Source organism: Dyella amyloliquefaciens (genome assembly GCF_004296575.1).
Taxonomy (GTDB): Bacteria; Pseudomonadota; Gammaproteobacteria; order Xanthomonadales; family Rhodanobacteraceae; genus Dyella; species Dyella amyloliquefaciens.
In genome coordinates this window covers 539,457-564,022 of record NZ_SAYT01000002.1, presented here as the reverse complement: position 1 = coordinate 564,022, position 24,566 = coordinate 539,457, and the positions used below count along the sequence as shown (strand labels likewise).

Genomic DNA, 24,566 nt, shown 5'->3' with positions numbered 1-24,566 from the left:
CTCTCCCCCTCGGGGAGAGGGTTGGGGTGAGGGGCGGGGCTTGCGGGCGACATTGAATGTGCAGGCTTTGGACTCCGGGAAAGAGGAGTGTCAAAGCCGGACCGAGGCAAGATTGGCCCCTCACCCCAGCCCTCTCCCCGAGGGGGAGAGGGTGACGAGTTTCGAGGTTGAGTTGATATGAATTGGCTCCAGAAAATCATGACTCCGCGCGCCCGCACGGAAGCCACCGGAACCGGCGGCAAGGGCAAGGTGCCGGAAGGCGTGTGGGAGAAGTGCGGCGGCTGCGGCACGGTGCTTTACCGGCCGGAGCTGGAGCGCAACCTGATGGTGTGCCCCAAGTGCGCCCATCACCACACCATCGACGCACGTGCGCGCCTGGACTCGCTCCTCGACGCGGGTTCGGTGCAGGAGCTGTGGGCCAGCATGGAGCCGAGCGACCCGCTCAAGTTCCGTGATTCCAAGAAGTATCGCGACCGCATCATCGCGGCGCAGAAATCCACCGGCGAGAAGGACGCGCTGCTGGCGATGAGCGGCCGCCTCAAGGGTCGCCCGCTGATGGCGGTGGCGTTCGAGTTCTCCTACATGGGCGGTTCGATGGGTTCGGTAGTGGGTGAGAAGTTCACCCGCGCTGCCGAGCGTGCGCTGGCCGATCGCAGCGCCCTGGTGTGCTTCTCCGCCACGGGCGGTGCGCGCATGCAGGAATCGCTGTTCTCGCTGATGCAGATGGCGAAGACCTCCGCGGCGCTCGCGCGCATGCGCGACGCCGGCGTGCCGTACATCAGCGTGCTCACGCATCCGACCACCGGCGGCGTGTCGGCAAGCCTGGGCATGCTGGGTGACATCAACGTGGCCGAGCCGAAGGCGCTGATCGGTTTCGCCGGTCCGCGCGTGATCGAGCAGACCGTGCGCGAGACCTTGCCGGAAGGCTTCCAGCGTTCGGAGTTCCTGGTCGAGCACGGCGCAATCGACATGATTGTCGATCGCCGCGAAATGCGCGACAAGCTGGCCGACCTGCTGGGCATCATGCAGAAGGCACCGCGCGTGGCGTGATCACGTATTCTCATGTTGCAAAAGAACAGCGCCCTTGTGGCGCTGTTTTTTTTGCGACGTTTTCCACAGCTCGTGTGGATGTGTCCGGGAACAGCCTGTGGATAGGTGCGCTATCTGTCTGAAGATAAAGACCTGACGACGCAGTGGCGCATGTTTGCGCAGGAGCGAGGCAAGCAACGTCGAGCGCCAGAAGCGGTTCCACGTGACCAGCAATCGATTCGAATGCGGAGCGCAGCCTGCGTGCGCCACGGTTTTCCACAGCCAATGTGGATACGCATGGAAGAAGGCTGTGGATAGGTGGGCTATCTATTTGATGGTAAAGATGACGTGACACGCTGATGTCTGATTGCGCAGGCTTGAGGCGGCCCGTGTCGCGCACAGGGTGCGCTCCCACATCACGATCTCCGTGTTCGTTTTAAGGGGCATGGCTCGATGTGGTTGCAAGGCCTCTGCGGTTTTCCACAGCCAATGTGGATACGCACACAGGAAGCCTGTGGATAGCTGCGCTATCTCGTTGACGATAAACGCATCGCGACATGCTGATGCCTGATTGAGCACACAACCGTTTCGCGTGCTCTTGTGGGAGCGCCCCCTGTGCGCGACTGCGCTACGCCATGGTTTTCCACAGTCGATGTGGATACGCCTTCCGGCAACCTGTGGATAGATGATCTATCTCATTGAAGCCAAACAGGTCGCGACGCAGTGATGCTGATTTGCCCAGCGGCTGGTGCGACTCAACAGGGCATCCGCGGACGGGCAGGCACGCGAAGGCCGGCGCGTTTTCCACAGACAATGTGGATGTATGTGGGAAAAGCTTGTGGATAGGTACGCTATCTATTTGAGTGTAAAGCGCGAGCGACGCGATGGCGGCGAATTGTGCAGGGTGCGGCGAGGTTGGATCGCGCACTGGGTGCGCTCCTACCAAGGCACCGTGTCCTTGTAGGAGCGCACCCAGTGCGCGATGCACGCCTGCCTCACCCCACCAACGCCCGCAGCGGCAGCAACCACAACGACAACGCACCCAGCGCGCCGCCGATGGCGGTCGCGGCGATCACGTCGCTCGGATAGTGCAGGCCCAGGATCACGCGCGATGCACCCACCAGCGTAGTGAAGGTGAGCAGCAGCGGTGCAAGCAGCGGGTACCAGGCCAGCGCGACGACGGTAAAACTCACCGCCTGCAGCGTGTGGCCCGATGGGAAACTGAATTCGTCGAGCGGCGGCACGTGAGCGATTACGCCGGGGCAGGCGCGGAACGGACGCGGGCGGCGCGTCCAGCGCTTGAGCAGGCGGTACAGGAACAACGCGGTGAGTCCAGTCACGGCCATCTGCGCGGCGGCGAGCAGGCCGCGGCGTCCGTCGACCAGGGCAAGCACCGCCATCAGCGAATACCAGAACACGCCATCACCGAGCCGGCTGATGATGCCGAAGAAGACGCCGACCGCGCGACGCGTGCCCCAACGGTTGGCGGCCACGCACATGCGGCGGTCGATGGCGAGACGAGGGCCCGGGAGTGTGCTCATGGCTTCTCCGTGATCCACGCCCGGTCAGGCGTGTGCAGCGGTGGCAGGGTGTTCATGCACGTTCTCCTGGGCCAGTTCACGCAACAGGTTTTCGAACTCGCGGATCACTGCCTCCGGCGAAAGATTGGCGATGCTTGCGTGCGCCGCGCGACCCATGTGGCGGATCAGGCTGGCGTTGCCGGCGAGCGTCACCGTCGATTCCATGAAGGTCTTCTCGTCGCCTGCGTCGATGCGATAGCCGTTGTGGCCGTGCATCAGGTGCTCGCGTGCGGCACCTTCCTCGTACGCAACCACCGGCAGGCCGGCGGCCAGCGCTTCGAGAATCACGTTGCCGAAGGTTTCGCTGAGGCTGGGAAAGGGAAACAGGTCGGCGCTGGCGTAATGGCGGGCGAGCGCGTCGCCGCGCTGCATGCCGACGAAGATGAAATCCGGATTGGCGGCCTGCAGCGCCGCGCGGGCCGGGCCATCGCCCACCCACACGTAGCGCGCCTTGGGCACCTGCTGCTGGATCGCACGGAACGTGCGCACGGCCAGATCGAGATTCTTCTCCGGTGCGATGCGTCCGACGTACAGCACCACCGGCGTGTTGCCGTCCACGCCCCAGGTTTCACGCAGTTCCGCGCTGCGGTGGCGCGGATGGAACAGTTGCGTGTCGACCGCGCGACGCAGCAGGCGCGCGGTGTCGACGCCCAGCGCTGTCAGTTCGGCGGCCAGTGCATCGGTGGGCACCAGCGTGGCGGCAGCACGCCGGTGAAAGCGCCGCAGGTAGCCACGGACGATGGGAGTGAGAAAGCCCACGCCGTAGTGATCGGCATAGGTATCGAAGCGGGTATGGAAGCCAGTGGCTGCCGGGATGCCCAGGCGCTTGGCCGTGCGAATCGCCGACCAACCCAGCGGTCCCTCGGTCGCGACATAGATGGCATCGGGGCGCAGTCGCGTCCATCGCTCGCGCAGCTGGCTGCCTGCGGGCCAGCCGAAACGCAGGCCGGGGTAACGCGGCAGCGATGCACCGGGGACATCGAGTGCGACGATGCCTGGCTCGTCCTGGAAAGGCTGCTGTTGACGGGGACGGATCAGATCGACCGTGTGCCCTTGCGCCGCGAGTCCCGCGGTGAGGCTGTGCACGGTCAGTGCCACGCCGTTGATTTCGGGTGGATAGGTCTCGCTGACAATGCCGATGCGCACTTGGAGATTACCGTTGGCTGGCCCGGTGCAGGTTCCTCTGTGGGCGTTGCGGGCGCGTGGCGCGCGCATGACGCCCACGTGACGATGGTCATGCGATCGGATGCAGTCGACACCCTCATGACATTTCGTGGTTACACTGCGGGGACTTGTCACCGCGGAGACACTTCGATGAAACGCATGTTGCTAGCACTCGCGCTCACCGTTGCTGCCGGTGGCGCTTTCGCCGCCGATGCACCGGGCGTCCCGGTCACGAAGGCTCCGGCGGGTGCGGAGGTCTACATCATCTCGCCCAAGGATGGCGCCATCGTCGGTTCCGAAGTCACGGTCCAGTTCGGCCTCAAGGGCATGGGCGTGGCGCCGGCGGGCGTGAAGAAGGAAGGTACCGGCCATCACCACCTGCTGGTGGACGTGACGGACATGCCGGCTGCCGGCCAGCCGATTCCGAAGGATGAGCACCACCTGCATTTCGGCAACGGCCAGACCGAAACCACCGTCAAGCTCGCGCCGGGCAAGCATGTCCTGCAACTGGAGCTGGGCGACGAGAACCATGTGCCGTTCGACCCGCCGATTGTTTCCAAGCCGGTCACCATCACGGTGAAGTGACCCTGGCCGCCGGCCTGCAAAGGCCGGCAAGCCGCTCTGGTGCCCAGGGGCATGGCCACTGGCCTTCCGCGCCCGGATATCGGGTATCAGCGGCGCTAGGGCATACATGGGGCAATCGTTTTGGGCGGGCGGTCGGCTCCCGAGCCGGTATCGGCTAAAATGGGCGACTTCTTTCGCGTCCCCCGCTGGATCCCATGACCGTACGCACCCGCTTCGCCCCCAGTCCCACCGGTTTCCTGCACATCGGCGGCGCCCGCACGGCGCTGTACTGCTGGCTGGAAGCGCGTCGCCGCGGCGGCCAGTTCGTGCTGCGCATCGAGGACACCGACCGCGAGCGCTCCACCGAGGCAGCCGTGCAGGCGATCCTGGATGGCATGAACTGGCTGGGTCTTCACCACGATGAAGGTCCGATCTACCAGACCGCCCGCCTCGAGCGTTACAAGCAGGTGGCCGACGAGTTGCTGAAGGCCGGCAAGGCCTACTACGCCTACGAGTCCAAGGACGAGATCGAGGCAATGCGCAACGAGGCCATGGCCAAGGGCGAGAAGCCCCGCTACAACGGCTACTACCGCGATCGCAACGAGCCGTACCGCGACGATCCGAACCGCGTGATCCGCTTCAAGAACCCGCTGGAAGGCTCGGTGGTGTTCGACGACAAGGTGAAGGGTCGCGTGGAGTGGAGCAACACCGAGCTCGACGACCTGGTGATCTTCCGTTCCGATGGCTGGCCCACCTACAACTTCGCCGTGGTGGTGGACGATATCGACATGGGCATCACCGAGGTGATCCGTGGCGACGACCATGTGAACAACACGCCGCGCCAGATCAACATCTACAAGGCGCTGGGCGCGCCGGTGCCGGAATTCGCCCACCTGCCGATGATCCTCGGCCCCGATGGCCAGAAGCTGAGCAAGCGCCACGGCGCCGTGAGCGTCATGCAGTACCGCGATGACGGCTTCCTGCCACACGCGCTGCTCAACTACCTGGTGCGCCTGGGCTGGTCGCATGGCGACCAGGAAATCTTCTCCGAGGAGGAGATGGTTCGCCTGTTTGACATCGGCGACGTCAACAAGGCTGCCTCGCGCTTCGACGTGACCAAGTTGTCGTGGCTCAACCAGCATTACCTGAAGACCGAAGAGCCGAGCGCAATCGTGCCGGAGTTCGAGTGGCACCTTACGCAGGCCGGCATCGATTTCAGCACGTGGCCAAAGCCCGCTGACGTGATCGTCGCACTGCGCGACCGCGTGCAGACGCTGAAGGAAATGGCCGAGCGCGCGAAGATCTGGTACGGCCCGATCGTCGAGTGGGACGACAAGGCTGTCGCCAAGCATCTGAAGAACGACAGCGCCGTCGCCGTGCTGGAAGCGGCCAAGGGGCTGCTGGCGGACGTGGAGTGGAAGCCCGAGTCGATCCATGGCGTGATCGAGCAGGTGGCGGCGAAGCTGGAGCTCGGTATGGGCAAGATCGCCCAGCCGCTGCGCGTGGCGATGACGGGTACGCAGGTGTCGCCGTCAATCGATCACACGATTTATCTGGCGGGGCGCGAGGTGGCGCTCAAGCGGATTGATGACGCGATTGCGAAGGCGCAGGGTTGATCGGGAAAAGTTGAGGCGCTTGCATCACTGGTTCGAGGAAGCGGGTCGGTTGCGTTTTGCCTGAGCGCTGCAAAGGCGTTGTTCTGGCGAAAACTCTTCCTACGTCGTCATCCCTGCAAAAGCAGGGATCCAGTGACTTTTGCTCTTCCAGGCGTCGTCGCGACTGGGCTCGCCTGCCGCGGGCTTCCGACCTCCTGCCGGAGGCCGGGTCACTTTTCTCTGTATGGCCAGAGAAAAGTAACCAAAAGAGAGGCCACCCCATTTCGCGCCTTCCGGGCTGACGCGCGGAAGGTACGCGGGCGGGTTGCGGGGTTTGTCGACAGGGCATCCTGCCCTGACGACAAACTGGCCGGCGTCCTTGCCGGCCACCCTTCGGGCTTTCCTCCACCCGCCCGCCGCGGCATAGGGGAGGGGAGATCAAGAGTCAAAGCGAAGAGCGGGACCCTCCTCTCTGTAGGAGCGCACCCTGTGCGCCACCGCGGCGTAGGGCATCACCTCTGCGGTCGCGCACAGGGTGCGCTCCCACAACGAACGATGACGCGCATCTCTACAACGCGATGTGCCGCGCAGCGGCACGAGCCTTAGACCGTCCCCTGTGTGGCGGTGAGGGGTGGACGATCAGGCCCCGCAGGGGTGCCCGACAGGACGTCGGGCACTTTTCGTCCGGGCAGGAGCCCGGTCGAAAAGCCCGGCCGCCCCTCACGGACTGGCTGGGCGCAGCCCGGCCAGCGCCACGCGGGGTGCCTTTCTCTTTGGTTACTTTCTGACGCGAAGCTAATCCCTGTGGGACTTGGGCATGCAAGAGAAAGTGACCCGGGCCGCGGCAGCGGCTCGGAAGCCCGCTGCAGGCGAGCCAGATCGCGCTATCTCAAGGGAGAACCCATGGTGGATTGCCCTGAAGCGATCACCCCGACTTCTTCGTCCCAGAAGAGTCCTGCCACCCACCCCCCAACGCCTGAATCAACGCCGCCGTATCACTGAGTCGCGCCGCCTGCGCCTGCACCCGCGAAATCCGTGCCTGCTCATACGCCTGCTGCGCATTGATCAATGCCAGCGAATTGACGTAACCCAGCTGCTGCTGCTTCTGCGTGAGAGTGAGCGTGCGCTGTGCGGCCTTTTCGGCATCGTCCGCCGCAGCAAGCGCACGCGCATCGCTGTCGATGGCATACAAGGTGTCAGCTACATTCTGGAATGCCCCAAGCACCACGCCACGGTACTGCGCGGCCGACTGCTGCAACGCTGCCTCGGCAGCGCGCTGCTTGTGCTTGAGTGCACCGAAATCGAACACCGTCTGGGTGACGCTTCCAGCCAGCACCCAGAAAATATTGTCGTCGGTGAACATGCGCGTGAACGATGTCGCGCTGCCGCCGTAGGCGCCGGACAAGGTGAGCTGCGGCAGGCGATTGGCCAGCGCCACGCCAACCTGGGCACTGGCGTCATGCACGCTTTCCTCGGCCGCGCGTACATCCGGGCGTTGCGTCACCAGTTGCGAGGGTACGGCTTGTGGCAGCGCCACCGGCAGCGTCAGGTGCTCCAGGTCGAACTCCAGTGCACCAGCCTGGTCGGGTGTGTCGCCGCATAGCACGGCGAGCAGGTCGCGGTTCTGCTGCAGCTGCTTCTGCAGGCCGGGGAGCGCCTGGCGCGCCTGCGCAAGGGCACTTTCCTGCGCGGCCACGTCGAGGGCGGAGGCATAACCCAGTCGGGCCTGGTCGTGCAGGATCGCCAGCGCGCGGGTCTGGGCGTCGATCACCGTGTTGGTCGCATCGATCTGCGCACGCAGCGAGGCCTCCTGGATGGCCGTGTTGACCACGTTGGCCGCAAGGCTCAGGCGCGCGGCTTCCAGCTGAAAACGCTGGTTGTCGGCCTGCGCCTGCAACGACTCCACGGTGCGCCGGTTGAGTCCGAATACGTCAGGTGCGTAGCTGATGCTGAGCTGCGCGGTATGCAACGTGTAATAGGTCGAGCCCGCCGTCAGCGTCGGCGAGAGCGTGCCCACGGCGTCACGCTGACGCGAGGGCGCGTAGCCCAGCTGGGCGCTGGGGAAGAACGTGGCCCGCTGTGCCGCCACGTTCTCCTGGGCCTGGCGCAATGCCGCCATGGCGGCATCGAGGTCCGGGTTGTGCGCAAGCGCGCGCTGCACGCGGGCATTGAGCGCTTCGGACCCGAATACCTCCCACCACGTCTGACTGATCGCCTCGCTGGATGTCCATTGCTGCGTGCCGCCGTTCTGGCTTCCGGCCGTATCGCCGAGCGCTTCGCGGGTGAAACGGGCGGGCGTGGGCGTGGACGGGCGCTGATAGTCCGGGCCGACCGCACAACCTGCGCAGACCGCAAGCGTCGTTGCGAGCACGCTGTGACGCCACGTCCTGAGTGAAAGCATCATGGCGCGCTCCTCGCCAGGCGACGCTGGCGTCGCTTCTGCGACCATTCCACTACCAGCACCTGCAGTGCGGGCGCGACGACCAGCAACATCACCGGACCGATCAGCATGCCGCCCACCACCACCGTAGCCAGCGGGCGTTGCACCTGGCTGCCGATGCCCTGCGAAAGTGCGGCGGGCAGCAGACCGATGCAGGCGGAAAGGGCGGTCATCAGCATGGGGCGCATGCGTTGCTCGGCCGCCTGCATCATGGCATCCAGCGGTGTGTGGCCCGCGAATATCAGGTGGTTGAAGTAGGTGATGACGAGGATGCCGTTCATCACCGAAACACCGAACAGCGAGACGAAGCCGATCGCCGCGGAGATGCTGAAATCCAGTCCCGACAGGTGGAGCGCGACTATGCCGCCGCCGATGGAGAACGGAATCGCGGCCAGCGTGAGCAGGCTGTCGCGCAAGGAATTGAACAGCGCGAACAGCAACGCCAGGATCAGGCCGACCGCGATCGGCAACACCACCGCCAGGCGTTGCTTGGCCTGCTGCAGGTCGTTGAACTCGCCCGCCCACGTGAGGTGATAACCGGGCGGCAAGGCAACATGCTGCGCGATGCGTTGCTGCGCCTCTTCGACGGTGCTTCCCAGGTCGCGCCCGCGCACGCTGAATTTCACCGGCACGAAGCGTTCGTTGCGCTCGTGATAGATGTACGACGCACCGGTATCCAGAGTGATGCTGGCGACGTCCCGCAGCGGCACGTATCCGTTGCCGCCGTTCGGCAGGCTGTAGCCCACCTGGATGTTGCCGATGTCTTCGATGCTGCGCCGGTACTGCGGTGCAAGGCGCACCACCAGGTCGAACTGGCGTTCGCCCTCCAGCACGGTCGTGGCGGACGCACCGCCCGCGGCGGCCTGCACCACGGTATTGATGTCGCCGGTATTGAGGCCGTAGCGCGCCGCCTTGGCACGGTCGACGGTGATGTTGAGGTTGGGCTGGCCCAGGACGTGGAATACGCCGAGGTCCTGCACGCCACGCACCTTCTGCATCTCGTGCATCACCTCGTCGGCGAGACGTTCGAGCTCGGGAAGTTCGGGACCGACGATCTTCACCGAATTGGCACCCTTCACGCCGGACAGGCCTTCCTCGATGTTGTCCTGGATGTACTGCGAGAAGTTGAACTCGACACCGGGCAGGGCGTTCTCGAACTCGCTCTGCAGTTCGGCGACAAGCTTCTCCTTGGTGTGCCCGCTGGGCCAGTCGTCCTGTGGCTTCAGCGGCACGAACAGTTCGACGTTGTAGAAGCCGGAAGCGTCGCTGCCGTCATCGGGCCGGCCATGCTGCGATACCACCGTCACCACTTCCGGGTGCTTGAGCAGGATGTGGCGCAGCGTGTTTACCTTGTCCGCGCCAGCCTCCAGCGAGATGGTGGGCGGCATCGACGCGCGGATCCACAGATTGCCTTCCTCCAGCGCCGGCAGGAACTCGGTGCCCACGCGGGTCAGCAGCAGTGCGGCCAACAGCAGGAAGCCCACGCCCAGGCCCACCGTGGTGCGGCGACGGGCCAGCGCCCAGCGCAACACCGGCGTATAGACGCGACGGATCGCGCGCACGAAGGCCGTTTCGGTCTCCTTGACATGCTTGGGCAGCAGCAACGAGGCCAGCACGGGCGAAATGGTGAAGGTGGCGATCAGCGCGCCGGACAGCGCATAGGCGTAGGTACGCGCCATGGGGTTGAAGATCTGGCCTTCCACGCCCTGCATGGTGAACAGCGGTATGAATGCCGCCACCGTGATGGCCGAGGAGAACAGCACCGCACGATCGACCTGCATGGCGCTGATGAAGAGCAGGCGCAGGCGATCCGTCCAGCCGTGTGCTGCGCCGCCGCGCATGTAGGCGCCGAGGTCGCTCTGCACCGACTCGTGCAGCAGCTCCTGGCGTTCTTCCTGGGTTTTCTGGAAATTCCGGAAGATGTTCTCGATGAGGATCACCGCCGAATCGACGATGATGCCGAAGTCCACCGCGCCCAGGGAGAGCAGGTTCGCCGAGTCGCCCATCAGCACCAGGATGATGATGCTGAAGAACAATGCCACCGGGATGTTCGCGCTGACAATGATGGCGCTGCGCAGATCGCCGAGAAAGACCCACTGGATCAGGAAGACCAACAGACAGCCGAAGATGAGGTTGTGCAGCACGGTGTGCGTGGTGACGGCCACGAGCGTGGAGCGGTCGTAGAACGGCACTAGCTTCACGCCCGGTGGCAGCGTGCCGTCGCTGTTGAGCTTGCCTACTTCGTCCTGGACCCGCGCCACCACTTCGTTGGTCTGCAGCGTGCGGTTCATGACCACGATGCCGGTGACTACATCGTCCTGATTGTCGCGTCCGGCGCGCCCAAGTCGCGGCACGGCGCCAAGCTTCACCTTGGCTACGTCCTTCACCAGCACCGGCGTGCCGTTGTTCTGACTCAGCACGGTGTTGCCGATGTCGTCGACATTCTTGATCAGGCCGATGCCGCGGATGTTCACCGACTGCTGGCCGACATTGATGGTGCGGCCGCCCACGTTGCTGTTGGCATTGCCGATGGCGCTCACCAGCTGGGGCAGGGTGATGCCATAACCCTGCAGCTTGGCGAGGTCGGCATCCACCTCGTATTCCTTGGTGGTACCGCCCCAGGTCACCACCTGCGCCACGCCCGACACCGACAGCAGGCGCCGGGTGACTACCCAGTCCTGCAGCGTGCGCAGCTCGGTAAGGCTCATGGAGGGCGGCCCGACCAGCTGATAGCGGAAGATCTCACCCACCAGGCTGGATGCCTGGATCTGCGGCTGCACGTTGTTGGGCAGGCTGACGTTCTGCTGCAGGGCCAGCGCGGCCTGCGTGTAGTCGAAGTAGTAGTCGGTGCCGTACTTGAAGGTGACGCGCACGAACGACAGGCCGTAGAACGAAGTGGAGCGAATGCTCTCGACACCGGGTGTGGTGGCCAGGCCCACTTCCATGGGGCGCGTATAGCTGCGCTCCATTTCTTCCGCGGACAAGCCTGGCGCCTGTGCGGTGATTTCAAGGATCACCGGCGCGGGGTTCGGATAGGCCTCGATGTTGAGCTTCGCGTAGGCGACAAGGCCCGCGATGATGAATGCAGCCAGCGCCATCATCACGATGGCACGGCGGGTCAGCGCGAACGCGACGAGGCCTTTGAACACGATCGATCCCTGACGTCGGCAGGTGGAGGAAGGGGGCTTACTGCGACTGCAGCGCCAGGGCGTTGCTCAGGAACAGCGCGCCCTCGGTGGCGATGCGCTCATGCGGCGGCAGGCCGGCGAGCACCGGATAGAACCCGTCCTGCAACACGCCGACCTGCACCGGATGGCGAGTGAAGCGCAGGCCGTCGGTCGTGGTGAACACCACCATCGCACCCGTGCCTTCGCGTACGACGGCATCGACGGGCAGCGCGTCGTGGTGGCTCGGCTCGGCAGTCTGGATACGGAAGTTCGCCAGCATCTGCGGGCGCAATCCGGCAGGCGGCGTGTGCAGCACGGCGCGCAGCATGACGCGGTGCGTCGACGGGTCCGAACTGCTGGCGACATAGTCGACATGCGCGTCGATCGGCTTGCCCGGCAGCGCCGGCAGGCTCGCCGTCATGGACTGGCCCAGCTGGATCTGTGCTGCATCGGCATCGACCACGTTGGCCACCAGCCACAGGCTGTCCTCGTCGGACACGCTGAAGGGCGAGGGCGTACTGCCCGGCTGTACCAGATCACCTGGCGCCACGTTGCGTGCCGTCACCCGGCCGGCGATGGGACTCTCAATGCGCAGCTCGCCATCAACGCGCCGCGTCGCTGCGATCCGGTCGATGTCCGCGTCGCTCTTGTCGAAGATGCGCAGCGCGCGCCGTGCCGCCTGGTAGTTGCCTTCGGCCGTCTGCTGATCCGCGACGGCCTGCTCCAGGTCACGGGGAGCATTGGCCTGCACCTGCGCCATGCCCTTGGCCCGCTCGAGCGCGGCGCCGGTCTGCGCGCGTGCGGCGGCGGCGCTCACCAGGGTGGCTTCGGCCTGGGCAAGATCGGGACTGTCCAGTGCGAACAGCGCCTGTCCGCGCTCGACCTTGTCACCGGCCCTGGCGAACACTTCGCGCACGCGTCCGGCATAAGGTGAGTTGACCTGGGCAAGATGGTCCTGGTCGAAATCGACATAACCGACGGCATCGACCGTAGGATAGAACTCGCGTTGCGTCACTTCGGCCACGCGGACCTGCTTGGCCTGTTGCGGATTGACGGCGACGGTTTGCGTATCCGTCGGCGCTGGCCGCGGCGAGGCATGCGCCTTGGCCGGCAGTTCGTGCCGCGCGGCGAGCACCAGGAGGAGTGCTGCCAGTAGGCAACCTACTGTCACCAGTCGTCCGTGATGGTTCTTCATGGTTCTGTCGCTTATGCCGAGCCGGATGCGCATGCGCACCCAAGGGCCGGGCGCGGGCCTGGCCTGTGCTGTGGGGTGCACGCCAGCCATCACGGGGTGGGATCAGGCCGGCGTGCGAAAAGGGTCACGCGAACCTTAGTCGTGCCGCATGCCTGGCGACAGTTACGGTTTGGTAAGACTTGCCGTGGGCAGGTCGATATCGACTTTCAGGCCGGGCCTGGCGTTGGACAGCGTGAGAAGGCCGCGATGCAGTTCGACCACGGCCGCCACGATGCTGAGCCCCAGGCCGTTGCCGCGCTGGTGCCGGCTGGTGTCGGTGCGGAAGAAGCGTTCGGTGACGCGCGGCAGCGCCACGTCCGGGATGCCCGGACCATCGTCCTGCACGCAGACGTGCACGCGACCGGCTTCCTGTCTGGCGCTTACGGCGATCTGGGCGCCTTGTCCGGCGTACTTGAAGGCATTGTCCAGCAGGTTGGCCAGCACGCCGGCCAGCAGATGGCGGTCGGCCAGGACGCAGGGATCGCCTTCGATGTGGCAGTTCAGCTGGATCGACAGCGATTCGGCCGCGGGCTGGTAAAGCTCGATCATGTCGTCGAGCAGGTTGCGCAGCACGACCGGTTCGAAGCTCTGGCGGCGCACGCCGGATTCGGCCTCGGCGATCTGCAGCAGCTTGTCGAGCACGGTGATGAGGCCATCGATCTCGTCGATGGCGCGCTGCGCTTCCTGCGGCAGTTGTTGCTGGCGTTCGGGCGATCGCAGCGAATGCTCCAGCGCGCCGCGCACGCGCCCCAGCGGCGTGCGCAGGTCATGCGCGATCGCGTTGGAAACATTGCGCGAGGTTTCCATCAGGCGCTGGATTTCGTCGAGCATGCCGTTGACGTCGTGGGCGATGACGGCGAACTCGTCGCGCGAATTGAGCACGGCAATACGCCGGTCGAGCTGTCCCGCGGCAATGTCGGTGGTGGTGCGATGAATGGCCTTGAGCTGTCGCTGCAGCTGGGAGCGGAACAGCACCGCGCCGCTGCCCGCCAACACCAGGGCAAGCATGCCGCCCAGCCCGAGCGCGACAAGGATCATGTGCTCCAGTTCGCGAACATCGTCCATGTCGCGACCGACCACCAGCACGGCGCCATCGGCGAGCACTCGCGTCTGCAGGCGGCTGGATGAGCGACGTCCCAGGCGTACCACGTCGAGCTGCTGCAATCCGTCGTGGGCAAAGGCCCGGCTGGGCCAGCCGGTGAGGTTGCCTACGAGCGTGTGACCCTGGCGATCGAGCAGCAGGTAGATCTCGGTGTCGCTGTCCTGGTTGTCGTTGAGCAGGCTGTCGATCTCGCGGGCGAGCGCGCCGATGCCGCTCTGTTCTTCGAGCTGCGAGAGATGGCGCGAGGCGCTGCCCAGCTGCTGGTCGATGTTCCGCCGCAACAAGCCGGCCGTAGCCACGTAGAACACGGCCGAGATCACGGCGACTGAAAGCAGCAGCAACAGGCCGTAGCCGGCCGCCATGCGAAACACCACCGAGTGGCGGAAGCTAGCGATCGCCATCGCCGGCTTCCGTCGTGTTGATGGTGAAGCCCACGCCGCGTACGGTGCGGATCAGCGGGTCCACCTCGTCCTTGTCGATCTTGTTGCGCAACCGGCTCATCTGCACGTCGATCACGTTGGTCTCCGGATCGAAGTGATAGCCCCACACGGCCGTCAGCAGCATTTTGCGCGTCACCACTTCGCCCTGGTGGCGCATCAGGTATTCCAGCAGCTGGTATTCGCGTGGTTGCAGCAGGATCGGCCGGCCACCGCGGAATACGCGGCGCGTGCGGGGCTCAAGCGTAAGGTCACCCACGCTGAGCTGGTCCAGGTCGCTGTGCTGTCCGGCGCGGCGAGCCAATGCTTCGATGCGCGCCATCAGTTCGTCGAGCGCGAACGGCTTGGTCAGGTAATCGTCACTGCCGCTGCGCAGGCCGCGGATGCGTTCGTCCAGGCTGCTCAGCGCACTCAGCACCAGTACCGGCGTGCGATCGCCACGGGTGCGCATCGCCGAGAGGATGTCCAGGCCATCGAGGCCGCCGGGTAGCATGCGATCGAGCACCACCAGGTCCCACAGTTGGTGCGTGGCGCTGGTCATGCCGCTGGTCCCGTCGTGGCAAACCTCCACCTCGTGCCCCGCCTGCTGCAGGCTTTCGCGGATCAGGCTGGCGGTCTGGTTGTCGTCCTCGATCAGCAGGCAACGCATGGTTTCGGTCCGGCTAGGGCCTGTTAACGCTATTCGCGTGGCTCGCGCCGGGAGCTGTTTGCCCGCCAGGCAAGGAAGAGGGAGAGAGTGTACGTCCGTACACGACCGAGCGATGACGCGGCATGGTGGGCAAACAGCCCCGGCCCGAAGGGTGGTTCGTCCGTGGCCGCCCAGCGGCAGCGCGCGACTTGACCTGGCAGCCAGCCAGGCCGGCGCCACGCACCACCACTGAACGGCCACGGACGAACCACGCGAGCTACGCGAATAGCGTTAACAGGCCCTGATGGGCGGGGTGCAAGCGGCGCGCTGCGGCCGCATTATCCATCCATCCTAGTGAGTCAAAGGGCGCCCGGTGGAGCAATGGCTGGACAAGGCAATGCAGGGCGTGGATCCGGACAGCCCGGACGCGTTCCTGCGCATTTTCATGAACCTCATGGACATGTTCCCCTGGGCCGCCCTGTTCTGGTGGAACGTGGCCTTCGTGGTGGTGGGCGCGCTGATCGGCTGGTGGAAGGGGCGCCTGCTGGAAGGCGTCGTATGGGCCGCGGTGCTGGGGCCTATCGGCTGGATCGTGCTGCTGCTGCGCCCGCGTCCCAAGCCTGGGAGCACGCCGCCGCCCCTGCCGGGCAGGCGCTGAATAGGAACTTGCGAGCGGGTGTATCATGTCGAACGAGGTGAACCCATTGAGTCAGACCGTTTCCGGCAAGCCGCACGCGCATCACCACCATCATCATCATCACGACGATGCGCAGAGCTTCGTGCGTGCGGTGGAGCATGCGAGCGAGGAACGCGGCCTGCGCCTCACGCCCCTGCGCAAGGAAGTGCTGGAGCTGGTCGCCGCCGCTGGCAAGCCGGTGAAGGCGTACGACCTGCTGGACCAGCTGCGCGAACGGCATGGCAACGCAGCGCCGCCTACGGTCTACCGCGCGCTCGACTTCCTGCTCGAGCACGGTTTCATCCACAAGCTGGAATCGATCAACGCCTTCGTCTCCTGCCATCACCCGGCCGAGGCGCATCAGGTGCCGTTCCTCATCTGCGATAGCTGCTCCAGCGCCCAGGAAGTGTGCGACGAGCGCGTGGCCGAGCTGATCGAGGCACAGGCCAAGGCCTTCGGCTTCCGCCCGCAGGCGCAGACGCTGGAAGTGCACGGGCTTTGCAAGAACTGCCGCAAAGGCTGAACCCGGCCGGGAAGCCCCGCGTCCGTCGGGCTTGCTTTCGAGACGTTATAATGTAACATGCTGTCACCGGGCAGCCTTGCCCGACTCGCGAAGCGCTCCGGTCCAGACCGATGGAAGCCCAGCAAGAGCCCAAAACCCGTTGGTGGTCACTGGCCGATCGGATCGGAGCCACCGCTTCGTTCCTGTGCGCCATCCACTGTGCGGCCCTGCCGTTCGTGCTGGCACTGTTGCCGCTGCTGGGTCTGGGTTTTCTGGCGGATCACCGCTTTGAACGCGGTTTCGTGATGTTTGCCTGTGCGCTGGCGCTGTTCAGCCTGGTGACGAGCTATCGCCATCACCGCCGTCCACGGCCACTGATGCTGGCCATGCCGGGGCTGGCCCTCCTGGTTGTCGGCGTCACCTTTGCGGACGGCTACTCCATCGCCTTGCACAGCGTGCTGGTGACTTGCGGCGGCCTGCTGGTGGCGGCTTCCCACTTCATCAACCTGCGTACGCACCGCGCCGTGCATGTGCATGGTCCCAGTTGTGCCCATTGAATCCTGCCGCGCCAGCGGCGCGGGTGATTGTGTAACGGGCCCCACGATTCCTAGCATTTGCGGATGACTTCGGCTCACGCGCACACGCACGACGATCACGATCATGACCATCACGGTCATGCGCATGGCCACGCCCATGATCACGATCATCATCACGGCAGCATCAGCGGGCGCGAGCGCAAGCTGATCTTCGCCTTCGTACTCACCACGCTGATGATGCTGGTGGAGATGTTCGGCGGTTTCTGGTCGGGTTCGCTGGCCCTGGTCGCCGATGCCGGCCACATGTTGATCGACGCGTTGGCGCTGCTGCTGGCGATTGCCGGTGCCTGGTTCGCCAAGCGACCCGCGGATGCGCGCCGCACCTACGGCTACGGCCGGCTGGAAGTGCTGGCGGGTTTCGTCAACGCGCTCACCCAATTCGCGCTGGTGGCTTTCATCGCCTATGAAGCGGTGACGCGCCTGTTCAATCCGGCGCACATCCTGTCGGGCATGATGCTGGTGGTGGCGATCGCCGGCCTGGTCGTCAATCTGCTGGTGCTGCGCACTCTGCATGGTCATGCCCATGACGACGTGAACCTGGCAGGCGCGACGCTGCATGTACTGGGCGACCTGCTGGGCTCGGTGGCTGCGGTGGTCGCTGCGCTGCTGGTGCGATGGCTGGACTGGAACTGGGCTGACCCGGTGCTTTCGTTGCTGGTCTCGCTGCTGATCCTCAACAGCGCATGGCGCCTGTTGCGACGTTCCGCGCACATCCTGCTCGAAGGTGTGCCGGAAGGCCTCAGCACCGACGACTTGACCGATGCACTGCGCGTGGCCGATCCGTCGATCCATGACATCCACCACGTGCACGTATGGCAGCTGGCGTCCGGTTCGCGCATGGCCACGCTGCACGCCGAGTTGAACGAAGGGCATCGCAGCGCGACGGCCATTGCTGCGATCAATCGGGTGCTGGCGGAGCGTTTCGGCATCCAGCACGTGACCGTGCAGGTCGACACTGAACCGTGTCCCGACCAGGGCCATGGCTGCGCCGGGCAAGGTCATTCCTGACTATTGCGCTTTGCACGACCACTGATAGGATGGTCGACTGTTCACCCTAACGAATCAAGGAGTTCCCCCATGGGCAAGGGCGACCGCAAGACCCGTCGTGGCAAGACCTACCGTGGCAGCTATGGCAACAGCCGCGCGCATTCGCTGCAGCCGGCCGTCGCTGGCGCCAAGGCGACCGTGACCAAGCCGCTCGCCACCAAAAAGGCCGCTCCGAAGAAGAAGTCGGCCTGAGCCAGATAGGCTCCCGAAAAGCCCCCGCCCATGCGGGGGTTTTTTTTTGCCACCCGGCATGACCGGCGGCACGTTTGCCGGGCAGGAACGCATGCTCCAATCGAGTCGGCTCAACTAGGGAGAGACGGCATGAAAGGGCAGTGGGCACAGCGTTTTCTGGTGGTCTATTCGGGCGTGCTGACGACCGCGGTCGTGGCGGCCTTGCTTTCCGGTTTCGTGGTGAAGCCGAAGAAGCTGCAGATCGATGAGCTCGACGTGCAACGGATCAACCTGGTGGAGCCTGACGGCACGCTGCGCATGGTGATCTCGGACAAGGCTAACTTCCCCGGCGCGATCTTCAAGGGCAAGGAATACGCGCATGCGCGACCCAATGCCGGCATGCTGTTCTACAACGACGAAGGCACGGAAAACGGTGGGCTGATCTTCGCCGGCCACAAGGACAAGGACGGCAAGATCGTCGACAGCGGTGGCAGCCTCACCTTCGACAAGTACGAGCAGGATCAGCTCGTGCAACTGGTAGGCGCGCACGACAGCAGCGGCCATCTGGCGGGCCTCATCGTGAGCGACCGTTCGGATCGACCCATCGAGCAGGATTTCATCAACGCCGGCAAGCTGGAGGCGATGCCGAAAGCGCAGCGCGATGCGTTGATGACCCAACGCTATAAGGACGGCTACTACGGTGCGACGCGCATCGCGGTCACCCGCAGCGACGATGGCGTGGCCAAGGTTTCGCTGCGTGACGCGCAGGGAAATCCCCGGATCGTCATGGGCGTCGCGGCGGATGGTGCGTCCAGCCTCAAGTTCCTCGACGCGGACGGCAAGGTGCTCAACGAACTGGCGCCGGCGGCGAGGAAGTAACGCGCTCGCGTCGCTCAGGATTCCGGTGACAGCAGCTCGCCACCCAGGAAGATGTCGCGCAGGACGTGGCTGCCACCAATCCAGTAACAGAGTTCCGCGGGCTCGCGCACATTCCATACCGCAAGATCGGCACGCTGGCCCACGGTCAGCGTGCCCCGATCGGTAAGGCCAAGGGCCTTTGCTGCATTCACGGTCACGCCGCGCAGGGCTTCTTCCGGCGTCAGGCGGAACAGCGTGCAGGCCATGCCGGCAGCGAGACGCAACGAAAGCAGGGGCGAGGTGCCGGGATTGCAGTCGGTGGCGACCGCCATCGGAACGCGGTGCTCGCGCAGGCCGGCAATCGGCGGGAGTTTTGTTTCGCGCAGCGCGTAGAACGCACCGGGTAGCAGCACCGCCACCGTACCCGCCGCTGCCATCGACCGGATGCTGCTGTCGCTGAGATGTTCCAGGTGATCGGCGGAAAGGCCGTGATAGCTCGCCACCAGGGCAGCACCCTCGAGATCGGACAGCTGCTCCGCGTGCAGTTTCACCGGCAGGCCGAGCTGCGTGGCGCGATCGAACACGCGGCGCGTTTCGTCGGGCGTGAACCCGATGTTTTCACAGAACGCATCGACCGCATCGACGAGCCCTTCGCCGGCCAGCGTCGGCAGCATTTCGTCGCACACGAGGGCGACATAGCCTGCGCGGTCATCGCGATATTCCGGAGGCAGCGCATGCAGGCCAAGGAATGTCGTGCGTACCGTGACGCCCAGTGCCTTGCCGATGCGCCGCGCCACGCGCAGCATGCGCCGTTCCGTGTCGAGGTCGAGGCCGTAACCCGACTTGATCTCGATGGTGGTGACGCCATCGGCGAGCAATGCATGTGCACGCGGCAAGGTTTGCGCAAACAGTGCATCCTCGCTGGACTCGCGGGTGGCTTTCACCGTGGAGACGATGCCCCCTCCCGCGCGCGCAATCTCCTCGTAACTGGCGCCATTGAGGCGCAGGTCGAACTCTTGCGCGCGATCGCCGCCAAAGACCAGATGCGTGTGACAGTCGATCAGGCCCGGTGTCACCAGCGCGCCATCGAGGTATTCGACGCGGGCAGCGCGATGCTCAGCATCGGCGGGCAGGGCGCTTTGCGGGCCGATCCAGCTGATGCGCCCTTCGTGCAGCGCGATGGCTCCATGGCGGATCAGGCCATAGGGCGCGTCGCCGTCAAAGGTTGCCAGCGTGGCGCCCAGCAGCAGGTGATCCCAGGAATGGCTCATTCGATCAGTGTCCAGGCGAAGGGGACGTAGTGTGGTCGTCGGGCCGGGCGGCGGGAGGAATCGGCGTGGCAGGATCCTCGCCGGCAGATGCCAGCTCGTCATCCTGTTCCTCGGCGGCGCGCCGCGCGAGTTCCAGTTCGTAGCCTTCGATCAGCTTGTCGGCGAGCGCGCGATACACCGGTTTGCGCGAGAGGATGGACGATGCCGCGCGTGCGAGCAGGCAAGTGGCCATGATCGGCAGCACCATCTGCTGGTTGGCGGTGAGTTCCATCGAGATCACCGTCGCGGTCAATGGCGCCTGCGTTACGCCAGAGAGATAACCCGCCATCGCGAGCAGTGCCACCGCCGAAGGATCGACGCCCGGGAGGATGGTGCTGAGATTGTTGCCCAGGCCGGCACCCACGGCGAGTGCGGGCGAGAAGATTCCGCCCGGAATACCCGCCCAGTAGGAGGCGATGTTGCCGAGGAATTTCAGTACACCGAACGCGGAGACGGTGTCGGCATGCCCCTCGATGATTTCCCGCGCCTGTGCGTAGCCCGTGCCATACAGGCCGGTGCGCGTGAGCTGGCTCAACAGCACCAGCGCGAGGCCGCACGCGGCGGCGAATACGACGGGCTGGCGTGCACGAAGGCGCCCGATGAAACCGCGAAACCCGTGATCGCTGGGTACGATGAGGCGCGCGAACAAACCCCCCGCGAGACCGCAGACGAGACCGGTGGCCAGCACCGCCCACCACGCCTTGCCAAGCGGCAGGCCGATGTCGAACTGGCCGAAATAGGCGTAGTTGCCAAGGATGCCCAGTGACACCATGCCCGCGATGAATACGGCAGTGAGCAGGATGCCGCTGAGGCGATGCTCGAAAGATCCGCTCATCTCTTCGATGGCGAACACGATGCCGGCCAGCGGCGTATTGAACGCAGCGGCGAGGCCCGCGGCGGCACCGGCGAGGATGAAACGACCCGCTGCGGCGGGTTCGGCGAAACCGAAGCGGCGGCCCAGCGAGTAGAGCAGTCCCGCACCCACGTGCACGGTGGGGCCCTCGCGCCCCACGGACGCACCGCCAAGCAGCGCAACCAGCGTCAGCGCCATCTTGCCGATGGCCACGCGCAGCGACAGCAGGCCCTGGCGGAACCCTTCGTCTTCCACCTTGAGTGCGGCAATGGCCTGTGGAATGCCGGAACCTCGGGTGGCCTTGAGCGCCCCCTGGGTCAGCCATGCCAGTACCGCGAACGTAAGCGGGGTGATCAGGAATGCCCAGTACGCATTGCGCGTGATCACGCCATGGAACACCCGGTAGGCCCAGTCGGCTGCCTGGGCAAAGCCCACGGCGGCAAGGCCTACGAGCACGGCGCCGCTCCAGAACAGGATGCGGCGCCGCCATTGCGGAAGGGAAAAGAGTTCGGACTCGCTCAGACGTCGAAGCCGTGCCTGCGGACTGGCGGGATCAGGGCCTTCGTCGTCGCTGCTCACGGCTTGGTCTCGGAGTTGCGCGTCCAGCGCGTCTCGTAGAGGTCGAAGCGACGATCCTTGAGGTTCTGCACGGCACCGGCATTGCGTGCACGGGCGAGACTTTCCAGGTGCAGGTCGGCAAACAGCACGGTTTCGATGTTGGGCGTGGAATCGGCGGCAATGCCGTCACGTGCAAACGGGAAGTCGCTGGGCGTGAGGATGCAGCTCTGGCCGTACTGGATGTCGAAATTGTTGACGCCGGGCAGGTTGCCCACGTTGCCCGAAAGCACCACATAGCACTGGTTTTCGATCGCGCGGGCCTGCGAGCAGTAGCGCACGCGCAGGTAACCCTCGCGCACGTCGGTGCAGAACGGCACGAACAGGATCAGGGCGCCCTGGTCAGTGAGGTGGCGCGCGACTTCCGGGAATTCCGAGTCGTAGCAGATCATCACGCCGATCGGACCGCAGTCGGTCTGGATGGTGGCTGCGGTGTCGCCACCGGTAATGTTCCACACCGTGCGTTCGCTCGGCGTCGGATGCAGCTTCTCCTGTTCGTGGATCGAGCCGTCGCGCAGGCAAACATAGCAGACGTTGTGGATATCGCCGTTCGACTGCTCCGTGGGGTGCGAGCCGGCAATGATGTTGATGTTGTAGTGCACGGCCAGGCGGCTGAAGAGCTCCTTCACCTGCGGCGTGTACTGGCTGAGCTTGCGGATGGTTTCGACCGGCGAGAGTTCTTCGTTCTCGATCGAGAGCAACTGCAGGGTGATCAGCTCGGGGAAGGTGACGAAATCCGCGTTGTAGTCCGCCGCGATGTCGGTGAAATATTCGACATGCGTCGCGAACTCCTCGAACGAACGGATGCGCCGCTGCTGGTATTGCACCGAGGCCACGCGCACGAGGTCGGGCAAGGGTTGCGTCGAGGGAATCGACGGGATGTCCGGATGGTCGAGCAGCTGTGGATTGCGCCACACCAGATGAGCGGCGTAACCCAGCGAGTCATAGTCGGACGGCACGTAGCCGCGCAGCAGGCCGACGACCTCAAATTCGTTGCTCAGCTGGAAACTCAGGGTCGGGTCGCGGCGCTTGCCTTCCACCACGGCCTGCACATAGGCCTCGGCTCTGCCGTAGCGCTGCAGGTTACGCGCGAGGCCGGGAATGCGGCCGCCGAAGACGATGCCGCGCAGCTTGAGGTCGGTGCACAGGCGCTTGCGTGCCTGGTAGAGGCGCTGGCCGATGCGCATGTTGCGGTAGTCTGGATGCACCACCACTTCCATGCCGTACAGCCAGTTGCCGTCGCGGCGATGACGCGAGCCCATGCCGCCGCCGGTGATCTGCATCCAGGTATGCGGTGCGAGCGCGGTCGCTTCGTCGATGCGGAACGTCGCGCAGTAGCCGACGATCTTGCCTTCGTATTCGACGACGAACTGGCCTTCGGGGAAATGGGTCTGCTGGGATCGCAGCATTTCCGCCGAGTGACCCCATTCGGGGCTGTAGACACGACCGGTGAGGTCAACCAGTGCCGGCACGTCGGCGGGCTTCGCCAGGCGCACCAGCAGCTTCGGGGCGTTTTCCTGAATCTTCTTGGCCATCGTCGCATTATGCCGTACCTCGCTGAACGAGGTTGTGAGCGCTGCGGTTACACTCGCAAACATTGTCTTCAGGAGTCCGGACCATGGCCGCCGTCATCCCCACTCGCTACACCGCCGACCGACTATGGAGCCCGCAAGGCTGGATGCGTGATGGCGGCGTGCAGGTGGACGATCGCGGCATGGTCGTCGGTCTTGAAGGCGGCGAAGGTGAGCGGCTGGGGCGCTGGGTGTTGCCCGGCATGCCGAACCTGCATTCGCACGCCTTCCAGCGCGCCATGGCGGGTCTTGCCGAGCGCAGGGGCAAGACCGACGACAGCTTCTGGACGTGGCGTGAAACCATGTATGCGTTTGCGGCCACGCTGGGGCCCGACGAACTGCAGGCGATCGCCTCGCAGCTCTACGTGGAAATGCTCAAGAGCGGCTACACCCATGTGTGCGAGTTCCACTATCTGCACCACCAGCCGGATGGCACGCCGTACGCGCAGCCGGAGGCGATGTCGCTGGCCCTGATCGAGGCTGCTCGCGAAGCGGGTATCGCGCTCACGCTGCTGCCCGTGCTTTACATGAGCGGCGGTTTCGATGGCCGCCCGCTGGCGCCTCGCCAGCGCCGCTTCGGCCACGACGTGCCTTCGTATCTGCGGTTGCTGCAGGCCCTGCGTGCCCATGAGAGCGATCGCGTACGCGTGGGTATCGCGCTGCATTCGTTGCGCGCGGTACCGGAGGAGGCGATGCGCGAGGTGCTCGCCGACGATCTCGCCAAGGGTTGCCCCATCCACATCCACATCGCGGAGCAGATCGGCGAAGTGCAGGATTGCCTCGCCACGCGAAGTGCACGTCCGGTCGAGTGGCTGTTCGATCATGCGGACGTCAATGCGCATTGGACGCTGGTGCACGCGACGCACCTGAGTGCGCAGGAGACCAGGCAACTCGCCCGCAGCGGCGCCGTGGCGGGGCTTTGTCCCACCACCGAGGCGAACCTGGGCGATGGCCTGTTTCCGTTGGCCGACTATCTCGATGCGCAAGGCGTGCTGGGCATCGGCTCCGATTCGCACATCTCGGTGTCGCCGGTGGAAGAACTCCGTTGGTTGGAGTACGGCCAGCGACTGTCCACGCGTCATCGCAATATCGCCGCGCGTCACCAGGGCGAAAGCGTAGGCAGCACGCTGTGGCCCGCCGCCTTGCGCGGTGGTGCGATGGCGTCCGGACTGCCGATTGGCGAACTGCGCGAAGCTGCACGTGCAGACCTCATCGTGCTGGACGACCGCGCGCCGCTGCTTGCAGCGCGCGACGAGGCGTCAGTGATCGACAGCTTCCTGTTCGCCGGCAACGTGCCACTGGTTCGCGATGTGATGGTGGGCGGTGAATGGATGGTGCGTGATTTCGCCCATCGCGATGAGGATCGCATCGCTGCGCGCTACCGCAGCGTGATGGAGCAACTGGCGCAACGCTGAGTCGCAAGCATC

General features: G+C 65.1%; 20 protein-coding genes. 10 read left to right on the top strand and 10 right to left on the bottom strand.

Features of this window, described 5'->3' with window-relative positions; genetic code table 11:
* Window positions 1–177 precede the first annotated feature (177 nt).
* On the top strand, window positions 178–1,050 hold the full coding sequence (gene accD / locus EPB08_RS07050) for an acetyl-CoA carboxylase, carboxyltransferase subunit beta (RefSeq protein WP_130618351.1): 873 nt from the start codon (window positions 178–180) through the stop codon (window positions 1,048–1,050).
* A gap of 974 nt (window positions 1,051–2,024) precedes the next feature.
* Here accD and EPB08_RS07045 read toward each other — a convergent pair.
* Window positions 2,025–2,570 (bottom strand): phosphatase PAP2 family protein, encoded by a 546-nt coding sequence (locus EPB08_RS07045; protein ID WP_130618350.1) that lies wholly within the window; start codon window positions 2,568–2,570, stop codon window positions 2,025–2,027.
* A 24-nt stretch (window positions 2,571–2,594) separates the two neighbouring features.
* Window positions 2,595–3,755, bottom strand: a complete 1,161-nt coding sequence (locus EPB08_RS07040) for a glycosyltransferase family 4 protein (RefSeq protein WP_130618349.1) — start codon at window positions 3,753–3,755, stop codon at window positions 2,595–2,597.
* A 168-nt stretch (window positions 3,756–3,923) separates the two neighbouring features.
* On the opposite strand from EPB08_RS07040, the gene EPB08_RS07035 reads away from it, so the two are divergent.
* Both EPB08_RS07035 and gltX read left to right on the top strand, forming a co-directional pair.
* Complete coding sequence (locus tag EPB08_RS07035) at window positions 3,924–4,358, top strand: DUF4399 domain-containing protein (RefSeq protein WP_130618348.1); 435 nt, start codon at window positions 3,924–3,926, stop codon at window positions 4,356–4,358.
* Window positions 4,359–4,552: 194 nt separating this feature from the next.
* Window positions 4,553–5,953: a glutamate--tRNA ligase gene (gltX, locus tag EPB08_RS07030; protein WP_130618347.1), complete on the top strand. Its 1,401-nt coding sequence runs from the start codon at window positions 4,553–4,555 to the stop codon at window positions 5,951–5,953.
* A gap of 904 nt (window positions 5,954–6,857) precedes the next feature.
* On the opposite strand, the gene EPB08_RS07025 is transcribed toward gltX, so the two are convergent.
* From EPB08_RS07025 to EPB08_RS07005, 5 genes are all read right to left on the bottom strand, one after another.
* Window positions 6,858–8,336, bottom strand: coding sequence for an efflux transporter outer membrane subunit (locus tag EPB08_RS07025; RefSeq protein ID WP_130618346.1), 1,479 nt, complete (start codon window positions 8,334–8,336; stop codon window positions 6,858–6,860).
* Window positions 8,333–11,521, bottom strand: coding sequence for an efflux RND transporter permease subunit (locus EPB08_RS07020; protein WP_130618345.1), 3,189 nt, complete (start codon window positions 11,519–11,521; stop codon window positions 8,333–8,335). Before EPB08_RS07020 ends, EPB08_RS07025 begins: the two co-directional genes overlap by 4 nt.
* Before the next feature lie 37 nt (window positions 11,522–11,558).
* A complete protein-coding gene (locus EPB08_RS07015; RefSeq protein ID WP_165418433.1) occupies window positions 11,559–12,734 on the bottom strand; it encodes an efflux RND transporter periplasmic adaptor subunit in 1,176 nt (391 codons plus the stop codon).
* A 162-nt stretch (window positions 12,735–12,896) separates the two neighbouring features.
* Window positions 12,897–14,276: a sensor histidine kinase gene (locus tag EPB08_RS07010; RefSeq protein WP_130618343.1), complete on the bottom strand. Its 1,380-nt coding sequence runs from the start codon at window positions 14,274–14,276 to the stop codon at window positions 12,897–12,899.
* Window positions 14,263–14,961, bottom strand: a complete 699-nt coding sequence (locus tag EPB08_RS07005; RefSeq protein WP_130618342.1) for a response regulator transcription factor — start codon at window positions 14,959–14,961, stop codon at window positions 14,263–14,265. Before EPB08_RS07005 ends, EPB08_RS07010 begins: the two co-directional genes overlap by 14 nt.
* 352 nt (window positions 14,962–15,313) lie before the next feature.
* On the opposite strand from EPB08_RS07005, the gene EPB08_RS07000 reads away from it, so the two are divergent.
* The 6 genes from EPB08_RS07000 to EPB08_RS06975 all read left to right on the top strand — a co-directional run bounded on the left by EPB08_RS07000 (window position 15,314) and on the right by EPB08_RS06975 (window position 18,811).
* Window positions 15,314–15,598: a hypothetical protein gene (locus tag EPB08_RS07000; protein ID WP_130618341.1), complete on the top strand. Its 285-nt coding sequence runs from the start codon at window positions 15,314–15,316 to the stop codon at window positions 15,596–15,598.
* Between the two features lie 25 nt (window positions 15,599–15,623).
* Window positions 15,624–16,139 carry a transcriptional repressor gene (locus tag EPB08_RS06995; protein ID WP_425598242.1) on the top strand — a complete coding sequence of 172 codons (516 nt, stop codon included), beginning with the start codon at window positions 15,624–15,626 and terminating at the stop codon, window positions 16,137–16,139.
* Between the two features lie 110 nt (window positions 16,140–16,249).
* Window positions 16,250–16,675 (top strand): MerC domain-containing protein, encoded by a 426-nt coding sequence (locus tag EPB08_RS06990; protein WP_130618339.1) that lies wholly within the window; start codon window positions 16,250–16,252, stop codon window positions 16,673–16,675.
* A gap of 63 nt (window positions 16,676–16,738) precedes the next feature.
* Entirely contained in the window at window positions 16,739–17,722 is a 984-nt protein-coding gene (locus EPB08_RS06985; protein WP_130618338.1) for a cation diffusion facilitator family transporter, read from the top strand.
* A 69-nt stretch (window positions 17,723–17,791) separates the two neighbouring features.
* A complete protein-coding gene (locus EPB08_RS06980) occupies window positions 17,792–17,953 on the top strand; it encodes a 30S ribosomal protein THX (RefSeq protein WP_130618337.1) in 162 nt (53 codons plus the stop codon).
* A gap of 129 nt (window positions 17,954–18,082) precedes the next feature.
* Window positions 18,083–18,811: a hypothetical protein gene (locus tag EPB08_RS06975; protein WP_130618336.1), complete on the top strand. Its 729-nt coding sequence runs from the start codon at window positions 18,083–18,085 to the stop codon at window positions 18,809–18,811.
* A 14-nt stretch (window positions 18,812–18,825) separates the two neighbouring features.
* On the opposite strand, the gene hutI is transcribed toward EPB08_RS06975, so the two are convergent.
* From hutI to EPB08_RS06960, 3 genes are read right to left on the bottom strand one after another with little or no spacing between them, the layout of a single operon-like run.
* Window positions 18,826–20,061, bottom strand: coding sequence for an imidazolonepropionase (hutI, locus tag EPB08_RS06970; protein ID WP_130618335.1), 1,236 nt, complete (start codon window positions 20,059–20,061; stop codon window positions 18,826–18,828).
* A 4-nt stretch (window positions 20,062–20,065) separates the two neighbouring features.
* Window positions 20,066–21,532 (bottom strand): chloride channel protein, encoded by a 1,467-nt coding sequence (locus tag EPB08_RS06965; protein WP_130618334.1) that lies wholly within the window; start codon window positions 21,530–21,532, stop codon window positions 20,066–20,068.
* Window positions 21,529–23,103, bottom strand: a complete 1,575-nt coding sequence (locus EPB08_RS06960; RefSeq protein WP_130618333.1) for a bifunctional GNAT family N-acetyltransferase/carbon-nitrogen hydrolase family protein — start codon at window positions 23,101–23,103, stop codon at window positions 21,529–21,531. Before EPB08_RS06960 ends, EPB08_RS06965 begins: the two co-directional genes overlap by 4 nt.
* A gap of 83 nt (window positions 23,104–23,186) precedes the next feature.
* Between EPB08_RS06960 and EPB08_RS06955 the strand changes: the two genes are divergently transcribed.
* Window positions 23,187–24,554 (top strand): formimidoylglutamate deiminase, encoded by a 1,368-nt coding sequence (locus EPB08_RS06955; protein WP_130618332.1) that lies wholly within the window; start codon window positions 23,187–23,189, stop codon window positions 24,552–24,554.
* Window positions 24,555–24,566 lie beyond the last annotated feature (12 nt).